Genomic DNA, 20,918 nt, shown 5'->3' with positions numbered 1-20,918 from the left:
CCTGCGTATTTACGCTTAAATGGTGTAACCCTATAATGAAGGAAGAAGAAAGTGGCCCCATTTAGGAGGATTAAAAGACTGTAATGAAACTAGACGATCATATCATGCTCTGGAATCATGCTTCTGTGAAAATAATGGATTTTCGCTATGCACGGCTGGAAGCCGGAGAAAGGCTGGCCCCCTATCGTCTGCCGGCTAATGCTTTTCTCTATGTCATTGAAGGCAGCGCGCAAGTACAGCTGGATCACTCGCAGCATCCTATGGAGCGATTCCATGTCCTGCACGGCGGACGCAGTGCGCAGCTCTCGATTACGGCTGAGCAGCCCTTTGCCTATTACCTTATTCTGTACAAGGCCGTTGTTATGCTGGCCCCTTCGCAAAAGCTGGTGCAGCCTAATGATTCGGACCGCCCTTTCCAATATGAATATCGCTTTGTCCCCTTATATCCTTTGCCTTTGCTCGAGACGATGGGAAAAATGTATACGGCTTGGATGAAGCTTGATCCCCTTCATCTTTTGCACGCACGGACTTTATTTTATCAATTTGTGCATGAGCTTCTTTGGCAAATGCAGCGACAAGGAATTGAACCAGCTCGCCCAGATTTATTGGCACAAATGCTGCGATATATGCAGGAATGCTACAGGAACCCCATTACGCTGGAAACGATGTCGGAGCTGTTCGATTGCAGTGTAAGCTACTTGACCAAGCTGTTCAAAAAGCAAATGAATGAGAGCCCCATCCGCCTGCTAACTCAAATTCGCGTGAGAAGAGCTGCTGAATTGCTGGCGCAAACCGAAACCTCCCTGCAAGAAACAGCGGAGCTTGTCGGGTATCCCGACGCCCATACACTTGGCCGCAGCTTCAAAAAATATTATGGACTGCCGCCATCGGAATTTAGAACAAAATACCGTCAAAACAGCCTTATACCAAAATCGCCCGCCTTTCGTACTAAATTTGCCATTGTCCCTCCCTATACGCAGTGCTATAGTGTGAATGATTACGAGTATCATTATCATTCAACGAGAAGTGGAGGATTTTCTGTGTCAAAAATAAACAAGCCCTATTCCATGGCGGCAACCCTCCTGCTATGTATGACCTTACTGTTAAGCGCCTGCTCTGGCGCAGCTAACACAGGCGCAAGTCAGTCTGGGACAAGCAGCAGTCCTGCCGTGCAAAGCTCAAGCCAGCCTTCGGCTGAAGCATCACCAACGAGCAGCTCTGCAGCAGCAACGAAAACCTATACGGATAGCACAGGAACGGTAACCATACCCGCAAACCCGGAAAGGATCGTTGATTTGACAGGGAGCGCAATCGGAAATTTGCTTAAGCTGGATTTGAAGCCGGTCGCAGCTTTGGCAGAATCATTGGTTAACCCTTATCACGAAGGCAAATTGGATGGCATCGCAGATCTGGGGGATGGCACTAATTTGGAGGCTATACTGAATATCGACCCGGATTTGATTATCGTCTATGATTTTTTGGAAGAAAGCGAATATGAGAAGCTGGGTCAAATTGCTCCGGTTGTAAGGCTTAAATACGGAGCAGGCACTCCTGCGGAGCTGTTAACCGAGTTCGGGAAAATAACAGGCAAGGAACAAATCGCCGAGGCCTGGATCAAAGAATGGCATGCAAAAATTGCCGAGGTTAAGCCTAAAATCGCCGAGGTCGTCGGAGATAAAACCGTCTCGATTTTACAGCCTTATGCGAAAGGTATTTATGCTTGGGGCAATAAAGGCGGCAGAGGCGGAGAGATCATCTACGGTGATCTAGGCCTGAAGGCTCCTGCAATTATTCAAAAGGCTCTTATTGATGGCGCCGAGTTCGGCTCAAGCCTGTCTCTTGAACAGCTGCCGGAATATGCTGGGGACTATATTTTCACAAGCAATTGGGGCTGGGATGATGGAGACCCGGACATCGTTTACGGGAGCAGCCTATGGAAAGGGCTTCCTGCCGTGAAGCAAAATCAGGTTTATTTTATAAACGCTGAGGGCTCTTATTTTAATGATCCCATCTCCCTCGAGGCTCAATTGCAATTTATTGTAGAGAGCTTTTTAGGCAAAAAGGCTTAACGCCTGCTTAACACAAGGTGAAACGGCTGTCACCGTCCTCTGGCGGCAAAGCTAGCGATTCGCGTAGAAATATAGAGAAAGGGTGGGAAAATTATATCCTTTCCTATATTTTAAAAAAAGCATGTTCACCAGCAGCTTGATGCCAGTGAACATGCTTTTTCTCATTTGGCTTCGCAATCGCCGTTAGCTTCCTTTAGCTGGAATACAGCGAACAATAAGTACGCGTGAAATTCCCTGCCAGCAAATCCTCTTTGCGAATATAAAATTGCAATTCCCCGGCATCCCACCAGCAGAAGCCTACGTCATTATCCGAATCAAGAGTCAGCAGCACGAGCGTATCCGCAACCTCCTGCTCCGCTTGTCCAGCATCGCCTCCGAAGTGGTCCGCCAGCTGCTTCATCGCTTTGTCTGGGCTGTATTCATAGCGCTTGCCCGTCATTAGCATCAGCGCCGCCTCTATCTCGCAGTCGCCATGCTGCGTTGCCGGATAACCGAACATGACAGCCAGATCGCCAGCCTCGCTGCCGCTCAATTCATGCACCAAATCATCGTATTCCTCATAATCATGCTCATCATCTTCAATTTGCTCTTCATCAACATAGCCATAGCCTGGAAGCTCTATCGAAGCTCGGCCCACCACCTCATAGCCTGTGAAATCTGCATCCTCCAGCGACGTTTCCTCAGGAGCAAAACGGCGCTTGGCGCCTGCAAGCTGCTCATCCTTCAAATGCAGGACGAAATGGTCAATATGATACGCAGGCTCATCCATTCCGAGGAAAAAATAAAGCATGCCGCCATGCGATAACCGCGAAGCCGCATCCTGCGGTGCCAAATCCTCCAAACGCAGCTGCGCCAAAAAAGTCATCGGTGTGCCGTCTTGATCAAGCGGCCATTCTATGTCATCCGGAAGATCGGGATCTCCGCCAATACGCGATACGCAGGTTTTAGCATAATCTGCTAGGTTCCGCTTGGCTAAACGCACACCTTCACGGGCATGTGACATTAAGTAGTCCAAGGCATGGGTATACTCCTGTTCTTGCAGGAAGTGTTCCAATTTCTCCTGATTGGGTTTCGTTAATGGCATGAAATCAAACTCCTCTTGAAAAATATAGTAGACCCTTCGTTTATTGTAAACGATTGCCTACTCTATGCCCATAATTTTCGGGAGTTCGTCCAAGAAACGTTCCATTGTAATGGGATCACTTGCGTTCCAGCTAATATCAGCCGTATAAGCATGATTGTTTTTAACAGCAGGGATCGACTTCCAAAGCGGACCCTCCATCAGCTTTTTCGCCTCTGCTTCATCATCTGTGCCGGGCGAGCTGAGTAAAAACACGTGGTCCCCCGCATAATCAGGCAGCACCTCCATTGAAATGAGCGAGAACACCTCCTTCTTGTCGATGAGCTCCTGCACCTTGGCGCTTGGGCTAAAGCCGCCTTGCTGGTACAGAGACATCGTTAAGCTGAAATTGCCCATAACATAGAAGTCGCCGGCTAGGCTTAGGTAGACCGTTGCCGACTCGCCTGGCTTCAAGCCGATTTTATCCCACATCGCCTTCGCCTTAATCTCATAGCTGGCAATCCAAGCCTCCGCCTCCTGCTTCTTATTGACGATGTCAGCAACCTCTCGCAAGCGATCAAACGTTGCCGCATCTCTATTGAAAATGACCGTCGGCGCGATTTTGGACATTTTCTCGAAAATTCCGTTATCATCCGGCCCGCCATATCCAGCCTGCAAAATCAGATCCGGCGCAAGCTCCAGCACCTTCTCCATATTATGCGGGTAGCCAATATCGACAACCCCGACTAAATCGTCTTTATAAATGTAGGGCTCGTTTACCCAATCGTTCCCCACAGGTGTAATGCCCAGTGCCAGCAAATCCCCTGGAATGTCGCCGAGCAATACGATTTTCTGCGGATGTGTTGGAATTGTAACTTCATGCCCGCTAAAATCCTTGTAGATGCGTGTTGCTGCCTCTGTCGCAGTTGTCGCAGCCGGATCAGACTCGGTTGCTGTTGCAGCTGGTGCCGACTCCGTTGCTTCTACACCACCAGTGGAGCCGCAAGCTGCTAATAAACCGAAGGTTAATAACAGTATGGCGGCAATGAACATTCTGACTTGTTTCGTAGACATGTGAAAACCCCTCATATATTTAATGATAATAATTATCAATATACTGGATACTGCCATCTAGCACAATGGACAAAACAGGCTTTCTGCTGCATTACGCGTTCATCAAGTAGCAAATTATCCGTATGCGGGCAGCAATCCTCCTTCTGCGAGTAGCAAACGCTTTGACTCAGTGATAATCTTTATCAATAAGTAAATACTGCTTGCAAGCAAAGGGGAATTCTAATGAAAAAATTGACTAAACCATTTTCAACTATTGTATTTATTGCTCTATTGATTGTTGTTACTGCCTGCTCGTCGGCAAGCAATAATGCCGCGAACCCAGCAAGTACCGAAGCCAGTGCTCCTTCCGCCTCGTCATCTGAACAGTCAACTACAAAAACCTTTAAGCATATGAAGGGTGAGACGGTTATTCCCGCTCATCCACAGCGTATCGCCGACATATCCGGCTCTTCGGAGGAGCTGGTGATATTGGGGCATAAGCCCGTCATTACCGCCAATACGGAATTCGACGCGCCTACTGTCATCCCAGAGCATTTGCGCGAATCCCTTGCTGGTGTACCTACAGCTGGCTATTATGGCAGTGGGGAATTAAATCTGGAGGCCATTGTACAATCAGAGCCCGATCTAATTATTACCAATATCCGTCATGAGAAAGTGTATGAGCAGCTTTCCAAAATCGCACCAACGATTATGCTGACCGACGACATGACCTATATCGACTGGCGCGGCCGTTTTACGCAAATCGGCGATATTTTGGACCAGAAGCAGCAGGTCGCAGACTGGCTGGCAGCCTATGATGCCAAAGCAGCCAAACTCCACGATGAAATCGTTGCAAAGACGGGCGCTGAGACATTTGCGGTCATTGAAGCCAATCAAAAAACAATTCGCATTTATGGTACGTCCGGCTATGGCTCTCTGCTTTTCAATGATTTGAAACTGCCTTACGCTGAAGGTACACCGATCAAAGATTGGGGCTTGGAAATCGATATAGAAGGGCTGTCCACCATTAATCCCGACCATATTTTCTTCATGTATACGGATGGCAGTGAAACCGACTTGGTCAATAGCGCGATTTGGAAATCGAAGGACGCGGTGAAGAACGGAAACGTGTATCGCGGCAGCAATAACGATCAGTGGAATTTATCCTTCACCCCGCTTGGCAAGGATATGCTTCTAGATCAGATCGCGGAAATGATTTTGAACAAAAAATAGCAGGCCACATCTCGGACTGCTCAAGGAACTGGCCTACAAGTCATTGCACAATGACTTGGGTCCAGTTCCTTTTTTCCATTGCGAGGTGTATGAAAGCTTGAAGGTTTGACATCCCAAATGAAAATTGTTATCATTTACCCATTCATCTGTTCGTACCCGTCAGAGGTGGTTAACCCATTGAGCACATTTCACTCTATATCATCAGAAGTAGATACACCCTCAGGCAGTGGCATTACCAGCTACTCCTTTCGCCGCGGCATTAAGCTGATTAAAACGGATATCAACATCCCTGATAACTATTTTCGTTCATTTGAGCTTTCGGTACCGTCATTTGAGCTGAGCTTTTGTTCCAGTGGTATCGCAGAAAACGATATTCAAAGCGATGTGCATCGGTTCGAGCCAGGACAAAGTCATCTTGGATTGATGCATCCATTGCGGGCGAACGTGTCTTATCCTAGCAGCGGACAGCTATCTTATATCCAGCTCTTCATGACCCCGGTTGGCATGAACGAGTGCTTGCAGGATATCGGCTGTGCCAGCCACGTTGATTTTAACTATTTGCTAGGAAATAATCACTATCGATTTATGCTGGGCACGATTGAGCCCTCCACCGCACTGGTGTTGAATCAGATTAAAGATTCGCTCCGCGAAGGAACCGCCGTGAATCGGCTCTATTTGGAATGCAAGCTGCTAGAGCTGCTGGCGCTCTACTTAGACAGGCTGGTTGACCAGCGTGGAGATGGTGAAGCCACCTCCACTATGCGTATGGATGACAAGGATAAAATCCATCTGGCCGCAACCTTGCTTATCCAGCGTCTTGATAATCCTCCATCGCTGCTGGAATTAGCCAAGCTCGTGGGCATGAACGATTTCAAGCTAAAAAAAGGCTTCCGCCAATTGCACGATACGACGGTATATGGTTATTTACGCGACAGACGAATGGAGCAGGCACTGAGGCTGCTGGAAGGCAGACAAGCCAACGTAAGTGAGGCCGCATTCGCCGTCGGCTATACAAATGTTAGCCACTTCTCCGCTGCCTTTCGCGAGAAATATGGCATCAATCCCAGCAAGCTTCTCTAAGTGAAAGAGAAAGGCAGGAGCCTTGAACGGCCCCTGCCTCTATCTTTTTTTATTCCACGATCATGTCAATTTCCTCATGCCGCTCGTCGAACGTAATACGCAGCCCTTTATTGTCGAGATACCACAAATTGGCTTCCTCTATAAAGAAGGTGATCCCTTCAACGGTAGTGCTGAGCCCCGGATTTATTGGCAGTTCCTTATTAACGCCTAGAGACAAGCCGGGTACGACAGTGCTGCAGCCGCCAAGCTTTACAAATATTCTGACCGACTCTCCATTTTCCAGCTCCAACTGCTGCTTATACCAGCTCGCCGCTGGCTGCTCAACGATTAATTGCATATGTGTCAGCCCCTTCCATTCCCTATTCGCCTCTTGAGCAAAATAATCCAAGAACGAATACCTTCATCATCGCCAATTGACGGGCTGCTGTCAATGCAGCTGCATGTATTTGCTTTGGTCGTTCATTCCCCCAAGCCGGCAGCGGCTCTAACCTTAAGCCTGTATTCCTGTGGAGAAATCCCTTCCAGCTCCTTGAATACACGAGTAAATTGCTTGCTGCTCTCGAAGCCTAACGTGCTTCCGATATCCTGCATTTTATCATTCGTGCTTTCCAGCAGTCCCTTGCCTCTGCGGATACGAAGCTTTTTCAAATACAAGACGAAGCTCTCTCCTGTATGCGCCTTAAACGCTTCGCTGAAATAGGAGTAATTGAGGCCGACATAATTGCTGACAACCGCCATATTAAGCGGACGGGCATAGTTCGTCTCCATATAAGCGATAGCCGCATTGATTTCTGCGTGCTCGTTATAGGCAGAACGAATGCCTTTCACATACTCATTTACACTGTACAGCAAATGCTCCAGACTGCGGTAATAGTCATGAAAGCTGCGAAAATTGTCCATGCTGCCGACCCTGCGGTACAGCTTCAGCACGTCAATAGAAGCTTCTCCGTATAGGCGAAACACCTCATCGAGCACCTGCTCATTCATTCGCTTGCCCACCTGGCGCAAATAACCGATATCTACATCAGCCAATTGTTCGATCCGAAAAATAGCTTTAAGCAGTGCTTGAATTTCCTTCTCCCGCTCGGTACCCAGCATATTGCCAAGCTTGCGAATGTCTTCATCCGGCATCGGATGCATGCGGCGCTGCGGCGCGCGAATATCCTGATACTGGAGCAGGCGGCTCCCCGGATATAGAAAGGAATAGTGCAGCGCTTCCTCTGCCTGCTTATAGCAGCTGCGCAAATCCTCATACCTAGCTGCCTCTGTGCTTAGTCCCAAGCGCAGCCCTTCCAGCTCCTTGCCCCCAGTCAGCCTCAGCAGCTCGTGAAACTGCGCTGCCCGGTCCCCTATCAGCACAAGCCTGCCCGCGCTATCCACAAAGGATGCAGCGACCGTTCCGCCCAACTGCCCGAGCAGACTCCGGGCGAGCGGCGCCAGCTCATCGCGGTTCAACGCTTCCCCGTTCTCGGATTTATAGCTGAGAACAGCTACATGGCATGGCAAGGTGATCGCTTCGAATGGTATATCTAGGTCACGGCGCAGCTCCTGCCCCTGCTCCTGCATTAGCTCGCCTTGAATGAGCCATTCCTTCAGGCGACTCATTCGGACCTGCTCGCGGTACTTGTCGCCCTCCGCTGTTTTACGTGCAAGCTCAGCCTGAGCCTGCAAAATATTTTCGCTCTTGCGCAGCGATTCAAACAGCTCATCCCGGCGAATCGGCTTCAAAATATAATCTCTGACTTGATATTCAATCGCTGCCTTCGCATAAGTAAATTCATCATAGCCGCTCAAAATAATAAAAACAGGCTTTCGCTTCTCCTCCGGCTGCTTCATCACTTGCTTGATCAGCTCAATGCCATCCATCACCGGCATGCGAATGTCCGTAATGACGATATCGGCCTGCTCGCTCTCATATTGCGCCAGCGCATCCTCTCCATGAATGGCTAGCCGAATATGGTAGTGATCTGGAAATTCTCGCTCAATCATCGTTTTCAGGCCAATTCTTATATTTTTCTCGTCGTCTACGATCAGCAGCTTTTTAATCGTCATTCCCTCCTCCTGCAATCAACACCTTGGGCAGCGTTATGATGACTTCAGTAAAATGGCCTTCCTCGCTGCGTACCTGCAAGCCATAGGGCTTGCCGTAATAGATGCGAATGCGCTGATGCACATTGCGCAGCCCTATGCCGTACAACGGCTTTGCGCTTCGTTCATATTCATCCATCAGGCGCTCGCCCGCCCGTTCCAGCTGGATGCGTTCATTGAGCAGCGCAAGCGGCCCAGAAGCGATTCCTGCGCCATTATCGCGCAGTGTAATGACAATTACGCTATCCGATTGCTCAAAAGCAGCAATCTGGATAAGGCGCTGCTGCTCCCCCAGCTCTGGCCAGGCGTGCTTAAGCGCATTTTCAACGATTGGCTGCAAGGACATTTTAAGCATCTCCACCTCCAGCAAGTCCGGCTCGATGCTCGGCTCAAGAACGATTGGCTCGTCAAAGCGAATATTCATGACAGCAATATAGTTTTGAATATGGCGAATTTCATCCTGCAAGCGCACATATTCGCCTGACCACTTGAAGTTGTAGCGCATCATGCCGCCTAGCGACGTAAGTGAGTCAGAGATGGTGCGCTGGTTTTCAATTTCGGCCAGCATTTTAATATTTTCCAGCGTATTGTACAAGAAGTGGGAGTCGATCTGGCTGTGCAGCGTCCGCAGCTCCGCTTCCTTCGTCAGTGCCTTCTTTCTTACGCCTTGGGCAATTAGTTCATTAATCGTTTGCATCATTTTGTTAAAATGGAATGCCAGCTCGCCGATTTCCCCGCCCCCGCTCAGGGGCAGCCCCGCCGGCGTCTCGCCCCGCCGAACCTTCTTCATCGCTTCGGTCAAGCGCCGCAAATTTTTGAGAATAATGGCATTCATCATATACGTAATGATAGACAGCAAGCCAATCAGCCCTACATTAACCGCCATAATTCGAAATTGCGCATGTGATACGCGTTCATACACGAGCTCCAAGGAAATAATATGGAGTAAATCTGCTTCCGCTTGCTCCACGGGCGTACGAATGAGCAAATAAGGATGATCATCCACCGCAAAACGTATTTCCTGCTGCCCAAGCACCTTCATTGCAGCGAAATTCTCCTTAATGGCTGTTCGCAGCCTCGGATTGCTGCCTGTACCCGCGAAAGCTTGGAGCTCATCAAGCACAATGCTTCCCTTGCTGTCGGCCAGCATCATCTGCGAGCCCTCATCCTGCAAGCTGGCAAATGCCTTTGGCGCAAAATGCTTCAGCAGCATTTCCACCTGAATGACGCCAATCCGCTCGTTGCCTGCCCGGACGACCCGCATCAGGGAAACCTTCGGCAGTTGGTTATGGACATCCGTCACATTGCGGTGCAAAATATCGGCATCCTCCTCCTTAAACACCCACAGCTCCTTGCCGCCGAGCTCCGCTAGCTCTGAATACCAAGGCTCCTTCTGAATACGCCGCTCATGAAACACGATCGGCCACATTTCCGATATATAGTCATTGTCTGCAAACAGGCGCAAATGGGCGATGTTCGGATTGTTCGTTTGAATATTGATAACATCGGTTAGCGGCCCCCGGTACAAATCGAGCAGCTCCTCCGTCGTAAACTCCTTATGTGCAGACACATAGCCGGTAATATCCGCGCTTAGAAGCGTAAGCTGGGCTGCCAGCTCCATCGCTTCGATTTGGTTAAGTATATTTACCTTCTCCAGCTCCACCAAATACTGCCCCTGCCTAAGCGTATCATTAATATGGCTGTCTCTAATTTCACCAAACAAATAATTCGACACCACCATGCTAGGAAACAGCAATATAAAAATATACGCGGCGACCAGACGGCTTTGCATCGATCTTCTGCCCAGCCAATAAGCCGTCGTTTGAAAATAGCTCTGAATTTGCCTTCCCACGTTAGGCTCACTTCCATCTTCGCGGCCCAGCCCCTGACTTGCTTGCAGGCGGCAAAAAGCGCGCCAGTCCATAATGGATTTGGCGCACCTGATGCCGGAATGTATGCCCGGGTCTGGCCTGTATTAGTTAATGAATGCTGCCAGCTTCGCTACGTTCTCTTCATATTTTTTCTGCTTATAGGCCTGAACGGTGCCAAAGCCAAGAGCATCGCGCTTACTCAAATACTCCTGCCATAAGCTATCGAACTCGGCATCTGACTTCGCAAGCAGCAGCCTCGGAAGCGCCTTGCCAAATTCATGATCCAGCTTCGTCTTCATAATGCCTTCCTCCGAAGCCCCCGTCGGATCAAGCTGATCAAATTGCGACAGGCTGAGCGCCTTCCCGCGCGTCCAGTCCTCCATCTGCTTGAATGGCTCAACGGCTGGCGGCGACCATTCCGGCGTCAAATTCGTATCCATCAGCATCCAGAAGGTATGGGAGGCGCCATATTTTTTATCAAAGGCCCCACGGTCGGAATTAAGCAGCTCCAATACATTAGGAAGAAATTGGGCTTTCCCGTCTATTGTATCCCAGGTTACGCCCTGCTTGCCGAAAAACATATCCCGCTGGCCCTCTTCGGAAATGAGGTAGTCCAGGAAACGGATAGCCCGCGCTTTATCCTTCACATTTTTGGAGATGAGGGTAACGGTCCAGCCGGAAATGGATGGCCCTGCAAGCGTTGCCTGAGCCTGCGCAGCATTAGCTGGCCCATCCACCGCAATATAAATGGAGTTAGGATCGTTTGCAAATAGCGCATTTTGCTGGTTAGCCAGATCAGACCTCGAATACAGCATCGCAAAGTAACGGCCTTGGGCGATTTTCTCCTCCATTTGCGGGCGCTTATCGATGAATATGTCTTTCGAGAGCAGGCCGTTTTCATTCGCTTGGCGCATCGTCTTGAGCCATTTTACATATTCAGCGTCTGTGTCGCGATCATACAGCTGTCCATCCTTTTCATATGGAATAGCCAAGAAGTTTTGAATATAAGCTTGCAGCGAGCTGTTTCCCTTTTCATTAAAATCATACATCCCCAGCGGAATTAACGGCTGGCCGTTAATGTCGGGAAATTTCGCTTTTGCAGCAGCCAATGCTTGAAGGAAACCTTCCGTTGTCCGCATATCCGGGCTGCCGATGGCCTCATACATGTCCTTGCGTACGAGGAACGTCTGTGTAGAGGTGATGCTGTCGCCAAACTTCTCGTAATCCTTCGGCGAGGAGGAGGCGTTCGGATACCCATAGATATGGCCGTCCTCTTGCTTGTACCAGGCGAGCTTCGCCGGGTCTGTCACCTTGTAGAAATAAGGATCATACTGGTCAGCCAGCTCATTAAGTGGAAGCACCATGTCGCCTTCTATCATCTTCTTGACGGCATCCTCGTACCAGCCGAGCGTAATGAAATCAGGCAGGCTGCCAGAGGCAATCATCGTATTCATCTTCTCCGCCTCATTTCCAGCAGGGACGATGAAGTTAATGTCTACGCCTGTTTTCTCCGTAATATACTTGGATGTGTCATCTAGGCCCCACTTATTAGGAAACCACGAGAAATTAATATACCAATCGAACGTAATCGGGCTTTTATCCACTTCCCAGCCTTTATCCTCCTGCGTCAGCTTCACCTCAGCAGAAGCAGAAGGTGTGCTCCCATTCGTTGCCCCCTCGTTCGTATTGCTGTTTGATGAGCAGGCTGCCGTAAATACGAGAGCAGCGGCAAGCGGCAGCACCAGCAAACGTTTTAATGCGGGTTGTTTAACCATGTTTATTTTCCCCTTTTCTATTTGAGTAGACTGTAGACTAGCCCTTAATAGAGCCAATCATCATGCCTTTGACAAAATACTTTTGCAGGAAAGGATAGACCAGCACAATCGGAAGCGTCGTGACGACCATCGTTGCCAGCTTGATCGACTGCGACGTAACCGTTTTGCCGACGCCTCCCGGAATGGCGGCAACCATCTGATTCGAACTGGACTGTGCTACTACCCGGTACAAATACGTTTGGATCGGCTGCAAATCCATGTTGTTCATATAGATGACGCCGGCAAAATAGTCATTCCACTGATAGACCCCATGGAACAGCGCAATCGTCGCAATGACCGGCAGCGATACGGGCAGCACCACCTTGAGGAAAATGCCCCAGTCATTCGCTCCGTCGATTTTCGCCGCTTCCTCCAGCCCATCCGGAATTTCCCGGAAGAAGGTCATGAAAATAATAAGATCGAAGAAGCTGAACATCGCTGGAATAATGTACACGAGAAAATTGTCCAGCAGATGCAAATCTCTAATCAGCAAATAGGTAGGGATCAGGCCGCCGCCGAAAAACAAGGTGACCGTGCCCAATAAAATGTAAATCTTGCCGCCGATCAGCCCTCTGCGAGAAAATGCATAGGCTACCATCGCGGTGAAAAAAACATGCAGCAGTACGCCAAGCAGCGTTTTCGCTACCGTAATGCCCATTGCCGTCATAATGCCCGCGCTCTGGAATACCGCCTCGAAGCTTTCTATGCTGAACACCCGTGGCCACCAGTAAATGCCGCCGCGCATGCCGTCCTGCCCTTCATTGAATGCATTCACGAGAACGTACCAGATGGGATACAGGGTCGCAAAGCACACGAGCAGCATGCCAAAGCCGTTGAAGAAGTCGAATGCCGCTTCTCCCTTTGTTTTTCGTTTCAAACTGAGCAAAGCCAGCCGCCTCCTTCCTAAAACAACGATGTGTTATTGATTTTTTTCGTTACACGATTGGCGATGAGCAGCAAAATAAGGGCGATAACGGATTTGAACAAGCCGACTGCGGTTGCATAGGAATACCGTCCCTGCTGCATGCCTGTCTGGTAGACGAACATATCAATCACATTGCTTGCGCTTTCATTTAAAGCGTTTCTCAGCACCAAAATTTGATCAAAGTTGGAGTTCAAGACGCCACTGACTGCCAGAATGAACAAAATCGAAATCGTTGCTTTGATGCTCGGCAGTGTAACGTACCACATTTTTTGAAAGCGGCCCGCCCCGTCAATCGTAGCGGCCTCATACATTTCGGGCGATACGCTCGAAATCGCGGCCAAATAAATAATGGCGGACCAGCCGAGCTCCTTCCAAATATCCGAGGTAATAATAATGCCCCAGAAATAATCGGGCTCTGCCAGATACGAGATCGGTTCCTTAATGACGTTAAGCGCTAACAGCACATGGTTAACGATACCGACATCCGACAGCCAAGTCGTCAGGATGCCGCCAAGGATAACCCACGATAGAAAATGCGGCAAATAGGATATCGTCTGCACCGACCTTTTGAACAGCACCGACCTTACCTCGTTCAAAAATAAAGCGAATATAATCGGCAGCGGAAAGCCGATTGCCAGCTTAATCAAGCTGATGCCCAGCGTATTGCGCATCACATTGACAAAGCTCTCATCTTGGAAAAACTCTTGAAAATGCGACCAGCCTACCCAAGGAGCCGCGCTGATGGGCTTAACGATATTAAATTCTTTGAACGCTATGATAATGCCGTACATGGGAACATAATTAAAAATAATCATCCATAATATGCCAAACAATGCCATCACCTGCACATGCCTCTGGCCGTACAGCTTCCTGAACCATCTGCTGCGCTTGGCCGCTCTCGTGCTTGCCGCAAGCGCTGCCGCCGACTGTGCTTCGTGCCGTATTTTCACCGTCTAAATCCCCCATACTACATTGGAATCGTGCTCTTCAGACTGAAATGCCTTCTTTATCCATTGTAGACGGCAGCCTCCGTTCCAGTAAGGCTTCAAATTTCGTATTTAGGGCTCATTTTTCGGATTCGCTGCAAAATAAACAGGCCCATGCTTATGCGCATGGACCTGCCTAAATGCAAAGATCTATTTTCAATTAACTAGGGCGTGTATGCAAATGGAAGTTCACACCTCATGAATGTGAAATACGTGCCGAAAGGCAGCTTCATGCTCTTCGTTTCAGGAGGGCTCTCTGTTTGAAGCTAGACTTGGTGGACACAGCTGCCGCTATTTCAACAGGATTACGTGTTATGGCACAAGCTGCGGACTCAGGAGCAGCTAATACGCTGCAAATGGCGATTTTGATGGGCTGATGAGAGCCATAGCGGATTTTCTGTCCGCTTACGGCCTGATATCGCAGCAAAAGCTAGAATAGCGGAACCTCAGTCCTTCAAATCAAGGAACCGGTTGTTCTTCCGCGCCGATGGTAATCAACAGCTTCGGCGGAGGCTCTTCCTGACGAAGCCATGCTGCAAATGCAGGCTCATCAAAATGCTGCTCCATAAAGCGGCGAATACTTAATAAATCCGACTTTGGGTGCTGATTACGATACATGACGCCTCCCTGTCCCTTGCTTGGATCTATGCCATTCCTGTTATCGCTATCAATGAATTTGAAAATTGACCTGAGCGACACATGGCGTTAATCCTGAGTTGACATACCTGGCGTATAGTCGAATCATACTCAACTAAATAAAGGATGATGGCACTTATGGGCATTCATACGTACTTTAGATCGCTTAACGATTTAGAACGCATTATCCGTACTCCTGGCAAATTCAAGTTCGAAGAGCACAGCGTGTCGGCTCACTCCTGGAAAGTCGTCCAGTACGCCAAGACGCTAGCCGATATCGAGGAGCAGCACGGCGTCGCGATTGACTGGAAGAAGCTTTATGAAATTACAAGCAGTCATGATTATGGGGAAATTTTTATCGGAGACATTAAGACGCCCGTCAAGCATTATTCCCTTGAACTGCGCTCGATGCTGCAGCAGGTTGAGGATGGCATGGTCGAGCATTTTATTCAGGACAATATTCCCGAGGAATTTCAGGCTATTTTTCGCAGGCAGCTGCGCGAGGGCAAGGACCATTCGGTAGAGGGCCTGATTTTGGAAGTCGCTGATAAAATGGATCAGGTATACGAGGCTTTCGCTGAGCTGCAGCGCGGCAATACCGAGAAAGAATTTATCGTCATGTACCGCTACGCCATCATTAAAATCAAAAACATTAATCTCCACTGCGTAAAGTATTTCCTCGAGCATATTCTGCCGGATATTATTCATGAAGGCACCCTCTCCCCCATCGATATTCGCAAAATAACAGAAGAAGCGCTGGCGCAAGGTGAAACGGTCGTCGCTGTCCTTTAGCAGCGCGGCGCGTTTCATTCCTATATTTCAATAAAAAAAACGGAACTCCATCTTTTTTGATGAAGTACCGTTTTTTTGAGCTTTTCAGCAAATTAGTACATTTACACTTTAAAATATTGCTCGACAACTGGTTGGCCGTCCTCTTCTCTTTCCAGTTCATAATATTCCACTTTTCTCGCTGCATAAACCTTCTTCCAAAACTTTATCGCCGGAACGTTTCGTTTTAATTGCCCGCAGCAATACCTTCCCGGGTAACCTTCGAAAAAGGCTAATGCTGCAGCCGTTCCCATCCCTTTACCCCGATATCTTTTTAACATAAAAAAAGAATTTAATACATAATCAGCATGCTCTGGATTAGTATACGCGCCGCTCTGAATCAGGATAAATCCAATAAGCTCACCATCCGCTTGGATGAAAAAGGGCGTCAGCCCATCCTTTTCAAAAAACAAGTCCAACACATCAAAACGATGCATGCCGGTATCATCTATTTTAATATCGTCTGCATATTCAGAAAGATCATGCAGAAAAAGAGCCATGAGATTTTCCAGTCTGCACTTCTGCTCCCTTACGATTTTCGGAAAAGTATAGTTCATCGGCATCATCCCCTATTATAGATTTTGCTGCGTAATACCTAATTCCGGGTCGAACACCAGCATCTTTGTGCCAATTTTATCAATGAAAAACCGGTCATGGCTTACGGTAACGACAGCGCCAGGAAAATGAATCAGCGCCTGCTCCATCACCTGAATGCTCGTTAAATCCAGATGATTCGTCGGCTCATCCAATATGATAACCGCTGCACCTGAAAGCAGGCATTTAGCCAAGGCAACTCGGGCCATTTGCCCACCGGAAAGACTACCAATGACTTTGCTTAAATCCATCTCGGAAAATTGCAGCATCGACAGAAATTTATTTACCTTTTTCCGCGGAGCATCGAGTCCTAGACCGTACGTATTGACGGCATGGCTCACCGTATCCTTAGGATCAAGCTCCTCCCACATCCGGTTGAAATACGCGTAGCTGACTCCTTTTTCCCAAGTAACCTCGCCGGATTCAGGCTTCTCCTGCCCCGTCAGCACCTTGATCAGCGTGGACTTTCCGCTCCCGTTCGGGCCAACGATGACGAGGCGATCCTCCTTCTGAATGTCAAAGCTGATGTTCTGAAAAATAGAGCGCTCCTCATAGGTTTGTCCGATTTGCTTGACCTCGCACAGCTTGTCCGGGAAACGCAGCTTCTCGTAAATATCCGTAATCAGCACGTTCACCGGATTGGGCTGGGCTCGCTTCTTATTATCCGCCAATTTGCGGGATAACCGATCTTTGGACGATTTTTTGCTGGCGCGGCTGTCGATGGCTTCCGACTCCATCAGCAGCAGCTCTTCCTCCCACTCGAACTGGCGGTCAAGCTCCTTCTTGCGCAGCTTCTTCTTGCGAATATAGTCCGTATAATTGCCATCGTATGGCTGAAAATGATAATTTTCAATCTCGATGATTTGCGTGACGACCTTGTCGATAAACTGCCGATCATGTGAGATCAAGATCATGGCGCCATTAAACCGGTAAAGCCACTGCTCCAGCCACGCGATGCCTTCCATATCCAAGTAGTTTGTCGGCTCATCAAGCAATACAACATCGGGCAGCTCAATTAGCATTTTCGCTAAAGCCGCACGGTTTCTCCAGCCGCCAGACAACTCATCGATGGGCTGATGGCGTGAACGATCGTTGAAGCCCAGCTTCGTCAGAACCGTGTTGATCTCGACGGAAACGTTCCAGCCATCCAAATGGTCCATTTGCTCGAAAAGCTCCGCCTGCCTCGCCAGCAGGTCATTCATTTCGTCATCATCCGAAACCAAGCCCAGCTTTTCCCCAACCGCTTGCAGCTCCCGTTCAATCAGAGCAACCTGCTCGAAGCACATTTCCAGCTCCTGCTGGACAGACAGGCTTCCGCGCATTTCTGAAAATTGCGAGAAATACCCGATTTTCACCTTCGGATCTATTTCCACTTTGCCGCTTGTTGGCTCTTCTTTCCCCATAATGAGCTTGAACACCGTCGACTTGCCGGCCCCATTTCGCCCAATGAGACCAATTCTTTCCCCCTGGCTCACGCGAAAATAAATATCGCGAAAAATCATAGCCTCTTCATATTTCTTTGTCACATTTTCCAACCGAATTACACTCATGCCATCACCCTTCTAGCTCCGTCAGTCTACTAGCCATTATAACATTAGACGTTCTTTATTTTTTGTTGCGCGCCAAAATTTCGCTTGCCTTCATCCGAAACTCGGCGGCCGCTTCCTCGGGCGTTATTTTGCCAAATAGCAGCAGATCATGAAGATCACGCAGCACTACGGTCACTTCTGCCGTTCCGACCGGGTCTGGCGGGTCCATGGGACTGCTATTTTTCTCCACCCAATCGAGATATTCAAAAATCTGAGCAAGCTCAGGCTCAACAAACGGCTTCAGCTCCTCCTTTAATCTGGAGGATACGGGCACGCCTCTCTCTCCCTTCAATAGCTTGTTTGCCTCCAGATCGTTGACGAAGAAGCTAATAAATTTAGCCGCCTCCTCTTTATTTTTCGAATTTTTTGTAATCGAGAAAAACATGCCCGGCTTCAAAAATAGCCCTTGCTTGCTGTTTGGCCCAGGCAGCGGCACAATAGCCAGCTGTTTGCTGTAACGCTCAACGATGTTGATGTACTGATTGGAGTAGCCCCAGCCTAATAAAGCCTCTCCTCTATAAAAGGGGTCTGCGTCGGATTTATTAGTTTCGGTCGTCCAAATATCTGGCAAAAAGATCAGCTTATCCAACGCCAGCCTCTGCATCCGTCCAAAATAGTCGATAAACAGCTTGTCATCCTCGTAACCTAGACTAGTGCCATCTTCTGCAAACAAGGTGAAGCCATGCTGTCTAAGAAAATAGGCAAAAAATTGCTCCGGCGTTAGCACCGTTCCTAAATAAATGCCTTTGCCCTTCAACTGCTCCCCCATTTGGTCAAAATCCGCCCAAGTCCACGAGGCCGTTGGCGGCACTATGCCGTTAGCCTTGAATACCTCGGGGTCATATACGGCAAAAAGAGCGTTAACGCCCAAATTCATGCCATATAATTTCCCTCCCCATTTCCCGTTGGAAAGATTGCTTTCATTGATGCTGGAGGCGTCCAGCAAGCCGCTTTGAATATACGGCTCCAAATCCTCCAGCAACTCAAGCGAGCTGTACTGGGACAAATACGAAATATCCATCTGAATGATATCCGGCAGCGCATTGCCCGCCGCGTATGGTGCAAGCTTCCTCCAATACTCATTGAAAGCGCTGTATTCAAACTCAATGTTAATATGGGGATTCAGCTCCTCATACATATGAATAACCTCAATGGTTGCATGGTTGCGAAATTCATTGCCCCACCAAGCGATGCGAAGCGTAATCGGCTCCTCCTTCAGCTTGTTCAGCGGGTCGGACTGCCCAGGAACACAGCCCCAGAGAGCGGCTAACAAGCACAGCATTACGCTAATTCGGATCGTCGTTCGCATCTTCTGCTTCATCCCCCTGCAAAAGCGGAATAAGGACGCTGACCTTCGTACCGCCCCCCGCTCGACTGTCAATTCGCAGCCCATAGCTTTCGCCGAAAGCGAGCTTGATTCGATTTTTGATATTCAAAATGCCTATCCCGTTCCCTCGCGCTTCCGCCTCTCCACTCAGTACACGCTGCGCGTACGCTTCCTCCATGCCCGGCCCGCAGTCCTCGACAATGAGCGCAAGCTTTCCTTCGGCCCATTCCGCATAAAGCCGGATCGTGCAGGGCTCGATCATAGGCTCCAAACCGTATTGAACGGCATTTTCCAATAAAGGCTGCAGGGTAAGCTTAGGAATTGCAGCTGCATGACAGGAAGCAGGCACATCCATATGAAAATCCAACCGATTTTGAAATCGGTATTTTTGAATCGTAATATAATGCTTCACCGTTTCAAGCTCCTCCGCAACCGTAATGACATTTTGCTTTAGGCTGATCGAGGAGCGCAGCAAATAACCAAGCGAGACGACCATGCTGGATATTTGCTGCTGCGCATTTTTCTTGGCCAGCCAATGGATGGAATCAAGCGCATTATACAAAAAATGAGGATTAATTTGCGCCTGCAGCGCCTTGAACTCCGTTTCCTTAATGATCAGCTGGCTGGCGTAATTTTCTTTAATCAGCGTATTAATGCGTGTAATCATCATTCGATACGTTCGCTGCAGCAGCCCTACTTCATCCATTTGCTGAAACGATGGCGCGGTCATGCTTGCATCCATGCTGTCCAGATCGCCATACTGCACCTCTTTCATCTGGCCGATTAACTGGCGAATGGGTCTCGTCAAGCTTCTGGCGAAGGCCATCCCAATAGCAACAACGACAACAAAGGTCAAGCCATAGACGATAACCAGCAAATTTTTCAGCCACACGACCGTTTCGAAAATATGATTGTAAGGGACGATATTGTAATACATCCAGCCCGTATAGGAGGATTTTCTCTGCGACAGGAAGGTCGTCTCGCTGTTCACCTTCTTAATCTCGTAGCCGTCTCCCGCCTGTAGCGGCTGAAGTGCTTCAGCAACACCTTCGGGCATTTGCCCGTACGGATAGACGACCTCCTCCCCTGCTTTAAGCAGAATATCACTACTGTGACTTGCAGTGCCCGCATAGTCCTCAACCAGTCTCTCCATATTAATCCGCAAAAATAAAATGCCAATGGGCGCAAGCGTCAAGGGCTCATACGCCCGCACTTCCCTGACCATAATTAGCATAGGGTCGGAATCATCCGGGTAAAGCCAGCGGACTTCTCCTTTTCCTGCTACAGCTTCTTTCATCATGTGGGCATATTTCTCCTCCGAGAAAGAGGGGGATTCCCCATACTTGCTGACCATCTGCCTGGAATCGATAAGATGAACAGATTGCACATAACGTTCAGCGGTGCTAATATGCGTCCACAATTGATCGGTTATCTTCTTGCGAGTCATATAGCCAGTATATTCCGCATCGTCCTGAAGCAAATCCTTTAATCCCTGCTGAATTTGAGAATCTGCAATAATGGTAAGCGACATCGACTCCAGCTTCTTCAGCTCCATATCTACCGTTGTAGACGATAAATTCAACAGCCGATAGGATTTGTCATACAGCTGTTTGTCATAAATCGAATAGGCGTAATATAAGGAGCTGTAAGCAATCGTAATGATAAGGGTCATGATCAGAAAGACCATGAGAAACATTTTTCGCTTGATGCTCAGATTTCGATATATCGCCATTAAACAGAGCGCTCCTTTGCACAGGTCATACAC

The 20,918-nt window shown here is 48.7% G+C and carries 17 protein-coding genes; 4 read left to right on the top strand and 13 right to left on the bottom strand.

What is annotated here, in order from left to right; translation table 11 throughout:
• The first annotated feature begins 83 nt into the window (after positions 1 to 83).
• Complete coding sequence (locus MHB80_RS03325) at positions 84 to 2,069, top strand: AraC family transcriptional regulator (RefSeq protein ID WP_341280836.1); 1,986 nt, start codon at positions 84 to 86, stop codon at positions 2,067 to 2,069.
• A 193-nt stretch (positions 2,070 to 2,262) separates the two neighbouring features.
• On the opposite strand, the gene MHB80_RS03320 is transcribed toward MHB80_RS03325, so the two are convergent.
• Positions 2,263 to 3,153, bottom strand: a complete 891-nt coding sequence (locus tag MHB80_RS03320) for a YwqG family protein (protein ID WP_341280835.1) — start codon at positions 3,151 to 3,153, stop codon at positions 2,263 to 2,265.
• A gap of 57 nt (positions 3,154 to 3,210) precedes the next feature.
• The gene (locus MHB80_RS03315; protein ID WP_341280834.1) at positions 3,211 to 4,203 is read right to left on the bottom strand and encodes an ABC transporter substrate-binding protein; all 993 of its coding nucleotides are present in this window, start codon (positions 4,201 to 4,203) and stop codon (positions 3,211 to 3,213) included.
• A 222-nt stretch (positions 4,204 to 4,425) separates the two neighbouring features.
• Here MHB80_RS03315 and MHB80_RS03310 point away from each other — a divergent pair, with 222 nt between their 5' ends.
• Together MHB80_RS03310 and MHB80_RS03305 are read left to right on the top strand one after the other, a co-directional pair.
• The gene (locus tag MHB80_RS03310; protein ID WP_341280833.1) at positions 4,426 to 5,415 is read left to right on the top strand and encodes an ABC transporter substrate-binding protein; all 990 of its coding nucleotides are present in this window, start codon (positions 4,426 to 4,428) and stop codon (positions 5,413 to 5,415) included.
• Between the two features lie 177 nt (positions 5,416 to 5,592).
• Entirely contained in the window at positions 5,593 to 6,495 is a 903-nt protein-coding gene (locus MHB80_RS03305; RefSeq protein WP_341280832.1) for an AraC family transcriptional regulator, read from the top strand.
• Positions 6,496 to 6,544: 49 nt separating this feature from the next.
• On the opposite strand, the gene MHB80_RS03300 is transcribed toward MHB80_RS03305, so the two are convergent.
• The 7 genes from MHB80_RS03300 to MHB80_RS03270 all read right to left on the bottom strand — a co-directional run bounded on the left by MHB80_RS03300 (position 6,545) and on the right by MHB80_RS03270 (position 14,797).
• Positions 6,545 to 6,832 (bottom strand): hypothetical protein, encoded by a 288-nt coding sequence (locus MHB80_RS03300; protein ID WP_341280831.1) that lies wholly within the window; start codon positions 6,830 to 6,832, stop codon positions 6,545 to 6,547.
• Positions 6,833 to 6,954: 122 nt separating this feature from the next.
• On the bottom strand, positions 6,955 to 8,547 hold the full coding sequence (locus tag MHB80_RS03295; RefSeq protein WP_341280830.1) for a response regulator: 1,593 nt from the start codon (positions 8,545 to 8,547) through the stop codon (positions 6,955 to 6,957).
• Positions 8,537 to 10,507, bottom strand: coding sequence for a histidine kinase (locus MHB80_RS03290; RefSeq protein WP_341280829.1), 1,971 nt, complete (start codon positions 10,505 to 10,507; stop codon positions 8,537 to 8,539). The genes MHB80_RS03295 and MHB80_RS03290 overlap by 11 nt, the downstream gene beginning before the upstream one ends.
• Positions 10,508 to 10,558: 51 nt before the next feature.
• Positions 10,559 to 12,229 carry an extracellular solute-binding protein gene (locus MHB80_RS03285; RefSeq protein WP_341280828.1) on the bottom strand — a complete coding sequence of 557 codons (1,671 nt, stop codon included), beginning with the start codon at positions 12,227 to 12,229 and terminating at the stop codon, positions 10,559 to 10,561.
• Positions 12,230 to 12,266: 37 nt separating this feature from the next.
• The gene (locus tag MHB80_RS03280; protein WP_341280827.1) at positions 12,267 to 13,154 is read right to left on the bottom strand and encodes a carbohydrate ABC transporter permease; all 888 of its coding nucleotides are present in this window, start codon (positions 13,152 to 13,154) and stop codon (positions 12,267 to 12,269) included.
• Positions 13,155 to 13,171: 17 nt separating this feature from the next.
• Entirely contained in the window at positions 13,172 to 14,137 is a 966-nt protein-coding gene (locus MHB80_RS03275) for an ABC transporter permease subunit (protein WP_341282846.1), read from the bottom strand.
• A 501-nt stretch (positions 14,138 to 14,638) separates the two neighbouring features.
• Positions 14,639 to 14,797: a hypothetical protein gene (locus MHB80_RS03270; protein WP_341280826.1), complete on the bottom strand. Its 159-nt coding sequence runs from the start codon at positions 14,795 to 14,797 to the stop codon at positions 14,639 to 14,641.
• Between the two features lie 156 nt (positions 14,798 to 14,953).
• Between MHB80_RS03270 and MHB80_RS03265 the strand changes: the two genes are divergently transcribed.
• A complete protein-coding gene (locus tag MHB80_RS03265) occupies positions 14,954 to 15,607 on the top strand; it encodes a YfbR-like 5'-deoxynucleotidase (RefSeq protein ID WP_341280825.1) in 654 nt (217 codons plus the stop codon).
• A gap of 101 nt (positions 15,608 to 15,708) precedes the next feature.
• On the opposite strand, the gene MHB80_RS03260 is transcribed toward MHB80_RS03265, so the two are convergent.
• The 4 genes from MHB80_RS03260 to MHB80_RS03245 form a co-directional block, all read right to left on the bottom strand.
• Positions 15,709 to 16,143 carry a GNAT family N-acetyltransferase gene (locus tag MHB80_RS03260; protein ID WP_341280824.1) on the bottom strand — a complete coding sequence of 145 codons (435 nt, stop codon included), beginning with the start codon at positions 16,141 to 16,143 and terminating at the stop codon, positions 15,709 to 15,711.
• A gap of 72 nt (positions 16,144 to 16,215) precedes the next feature.
• On the bottom strand, positions 16,216 to 17,787 hold the full coding sequence (locus MHB80_RS03255; protein ID WP_341280823.1) for an ABC-F family ATP-binding cassette domain-containing protein: 1,572 nt from the start codon (positions 17,785 to 17,787) through the stop codon (positions 16,216 to 16,218).
• Between the two features lie 55 nt (positions 17,788 to 17,842).
• Complete coding sequence (locus tag MHB80_RS03250; RefSeq protein WP_341280822.1) at positions 17,843 to 19,135, bottom strand: extracellular solute-binding protein; 1,293 nt, start codon at positions 19,133 to 19,135, stop codon at positions 17,843 to 17,845.
• Entirely contained in the window at positions 19,113 to 20,885 is a 1,773-nt protein-coding gene (locus MHB80_RS03245; protein ID WP_341280821.1) for a sensor histidine kinase, read from the bottom strand. The genes MHB80_RS03250 and MHB80_RS03245 overlap by 23 nt, the downstream gene beginning before the upstream one ends.
• Positions 20,886 to 20,918 lie beyond the last annotated feature (33 nt).

Source organism: Paenibacillus sp. FSL H8-0537 (assembly GCF_038051995.1).
In the GTDB taxonomy this organism is placed as follows: domain Bacteria; phylum Bacillota; class Bacilli; order Paenibacillales; family Paenibacillaceae; genus Pristimantibacillus.
This window is presented reverse-complemented; position numbering and strand designations above follow the sequence as displayed.

Excerpts from the sequence above, each read along its gene's own strand:
- MHB80_RS03325 (WP_341280836.1), top strand. The coding sequence starts at position 84 with ATGAAACTAGACGATCATATCATGCTCTGGAATCATGCTTCTGTGAAA.
- MHB80_RS03320 (WP_341280835.1), bottom strand. The coding sequence starts at position 3,153 with ATGCCATTAACGAAACCCAATCAGGAGAAATTGGAACACTTCCTGCAA.
- MHB80_RS03315 (WP_341280834.1), bottom strand. The coding sequence starts at position 4,203 with ATGTCTACGAAACAAGTCAGAATGTTCATTGCCGCCATACTGTTATTA.
- MHB80_RS03310 (WP_341280833.1), top strand. The coding sequence starts at position 4,426 with ATGAAAAAATTGACTAAACCATTTTCAACTATTGTATTTATTGCTCTA.
- MHB80_RS03300 (WP_341280831.1), bottom strand. The coding sequence starts at position 6,832 with ATGCAATTAATCGTTGAGCAGCCAGCGGCGAGCTGGTATAAGCAGCAG.
- MHB80_RS03295 (WP_341280830.1), bottom strand. The coding sequence starts at position 8,547 with ATGACGATTAAAAAGCTGCTGATCGTAGACGACGAGAAAAATATAAGA.
- MHB80_RS03290 (WP_341280829.1), bottom strand. The coding sequence starts at position 10,507 with ATGGACTGGCGCGCTTTTTGCCGCCTGCAAGCAAGTCAGGGGCTGGGC.
- MHB80_RS03285 (WP_341280828.1), bottom strand. The coding sequence starts at position 12,229 with ATGGTTAAACAACCCGCATTAAAACGTTTGCTGGTGCTGCCGCTTGCC.
- MHB80_RS03270 (WP_341280826.1), bottom strand. The coding sequence starts at position 14,797 with ATGTATCGTAATCAGCACCCAAAGTCGGATTTATTAAGTATTCGCCGC.
- MHB80_RS03265 (WP_341280825.1), top strand. The coding sequence starts at position 14,954 with ATGGGCATTCATACGTACTTTAGATCGCTTAACGATTTAGAACGCATT.
- MHB80_RS03260 (WP_341280824.1), bottom strand. The coding sequence starts at position 16,143 with ATGGCTCTTTTTCTGCATGATCTTTCTGAATATGCAGACGATATTAAA.
- MHB80_RS03255 (WP_341280823.1), bottom strand. The coding sequence starts at position 17,787 with ATGAGTGTAATTCGGTTGGAAAATGTGACAAAGAAATATGAAGAGGCT.
- MHB80_RS03250 (WP_341280822.1), bottom strand. The coding sequence starts at position 19,135 with ATGCGAACGACGATCCGAATTAGCGTAATGCTGTGCTTGTTAGCCGCT.
- MHB80_RS03245 (WP_341280821.1), bottom strand. The coding sequence starts at position 20,885 with ATGGCGATATATCGAAATCTGAGCATCAAGCGAAAAATGTTTCTCATG.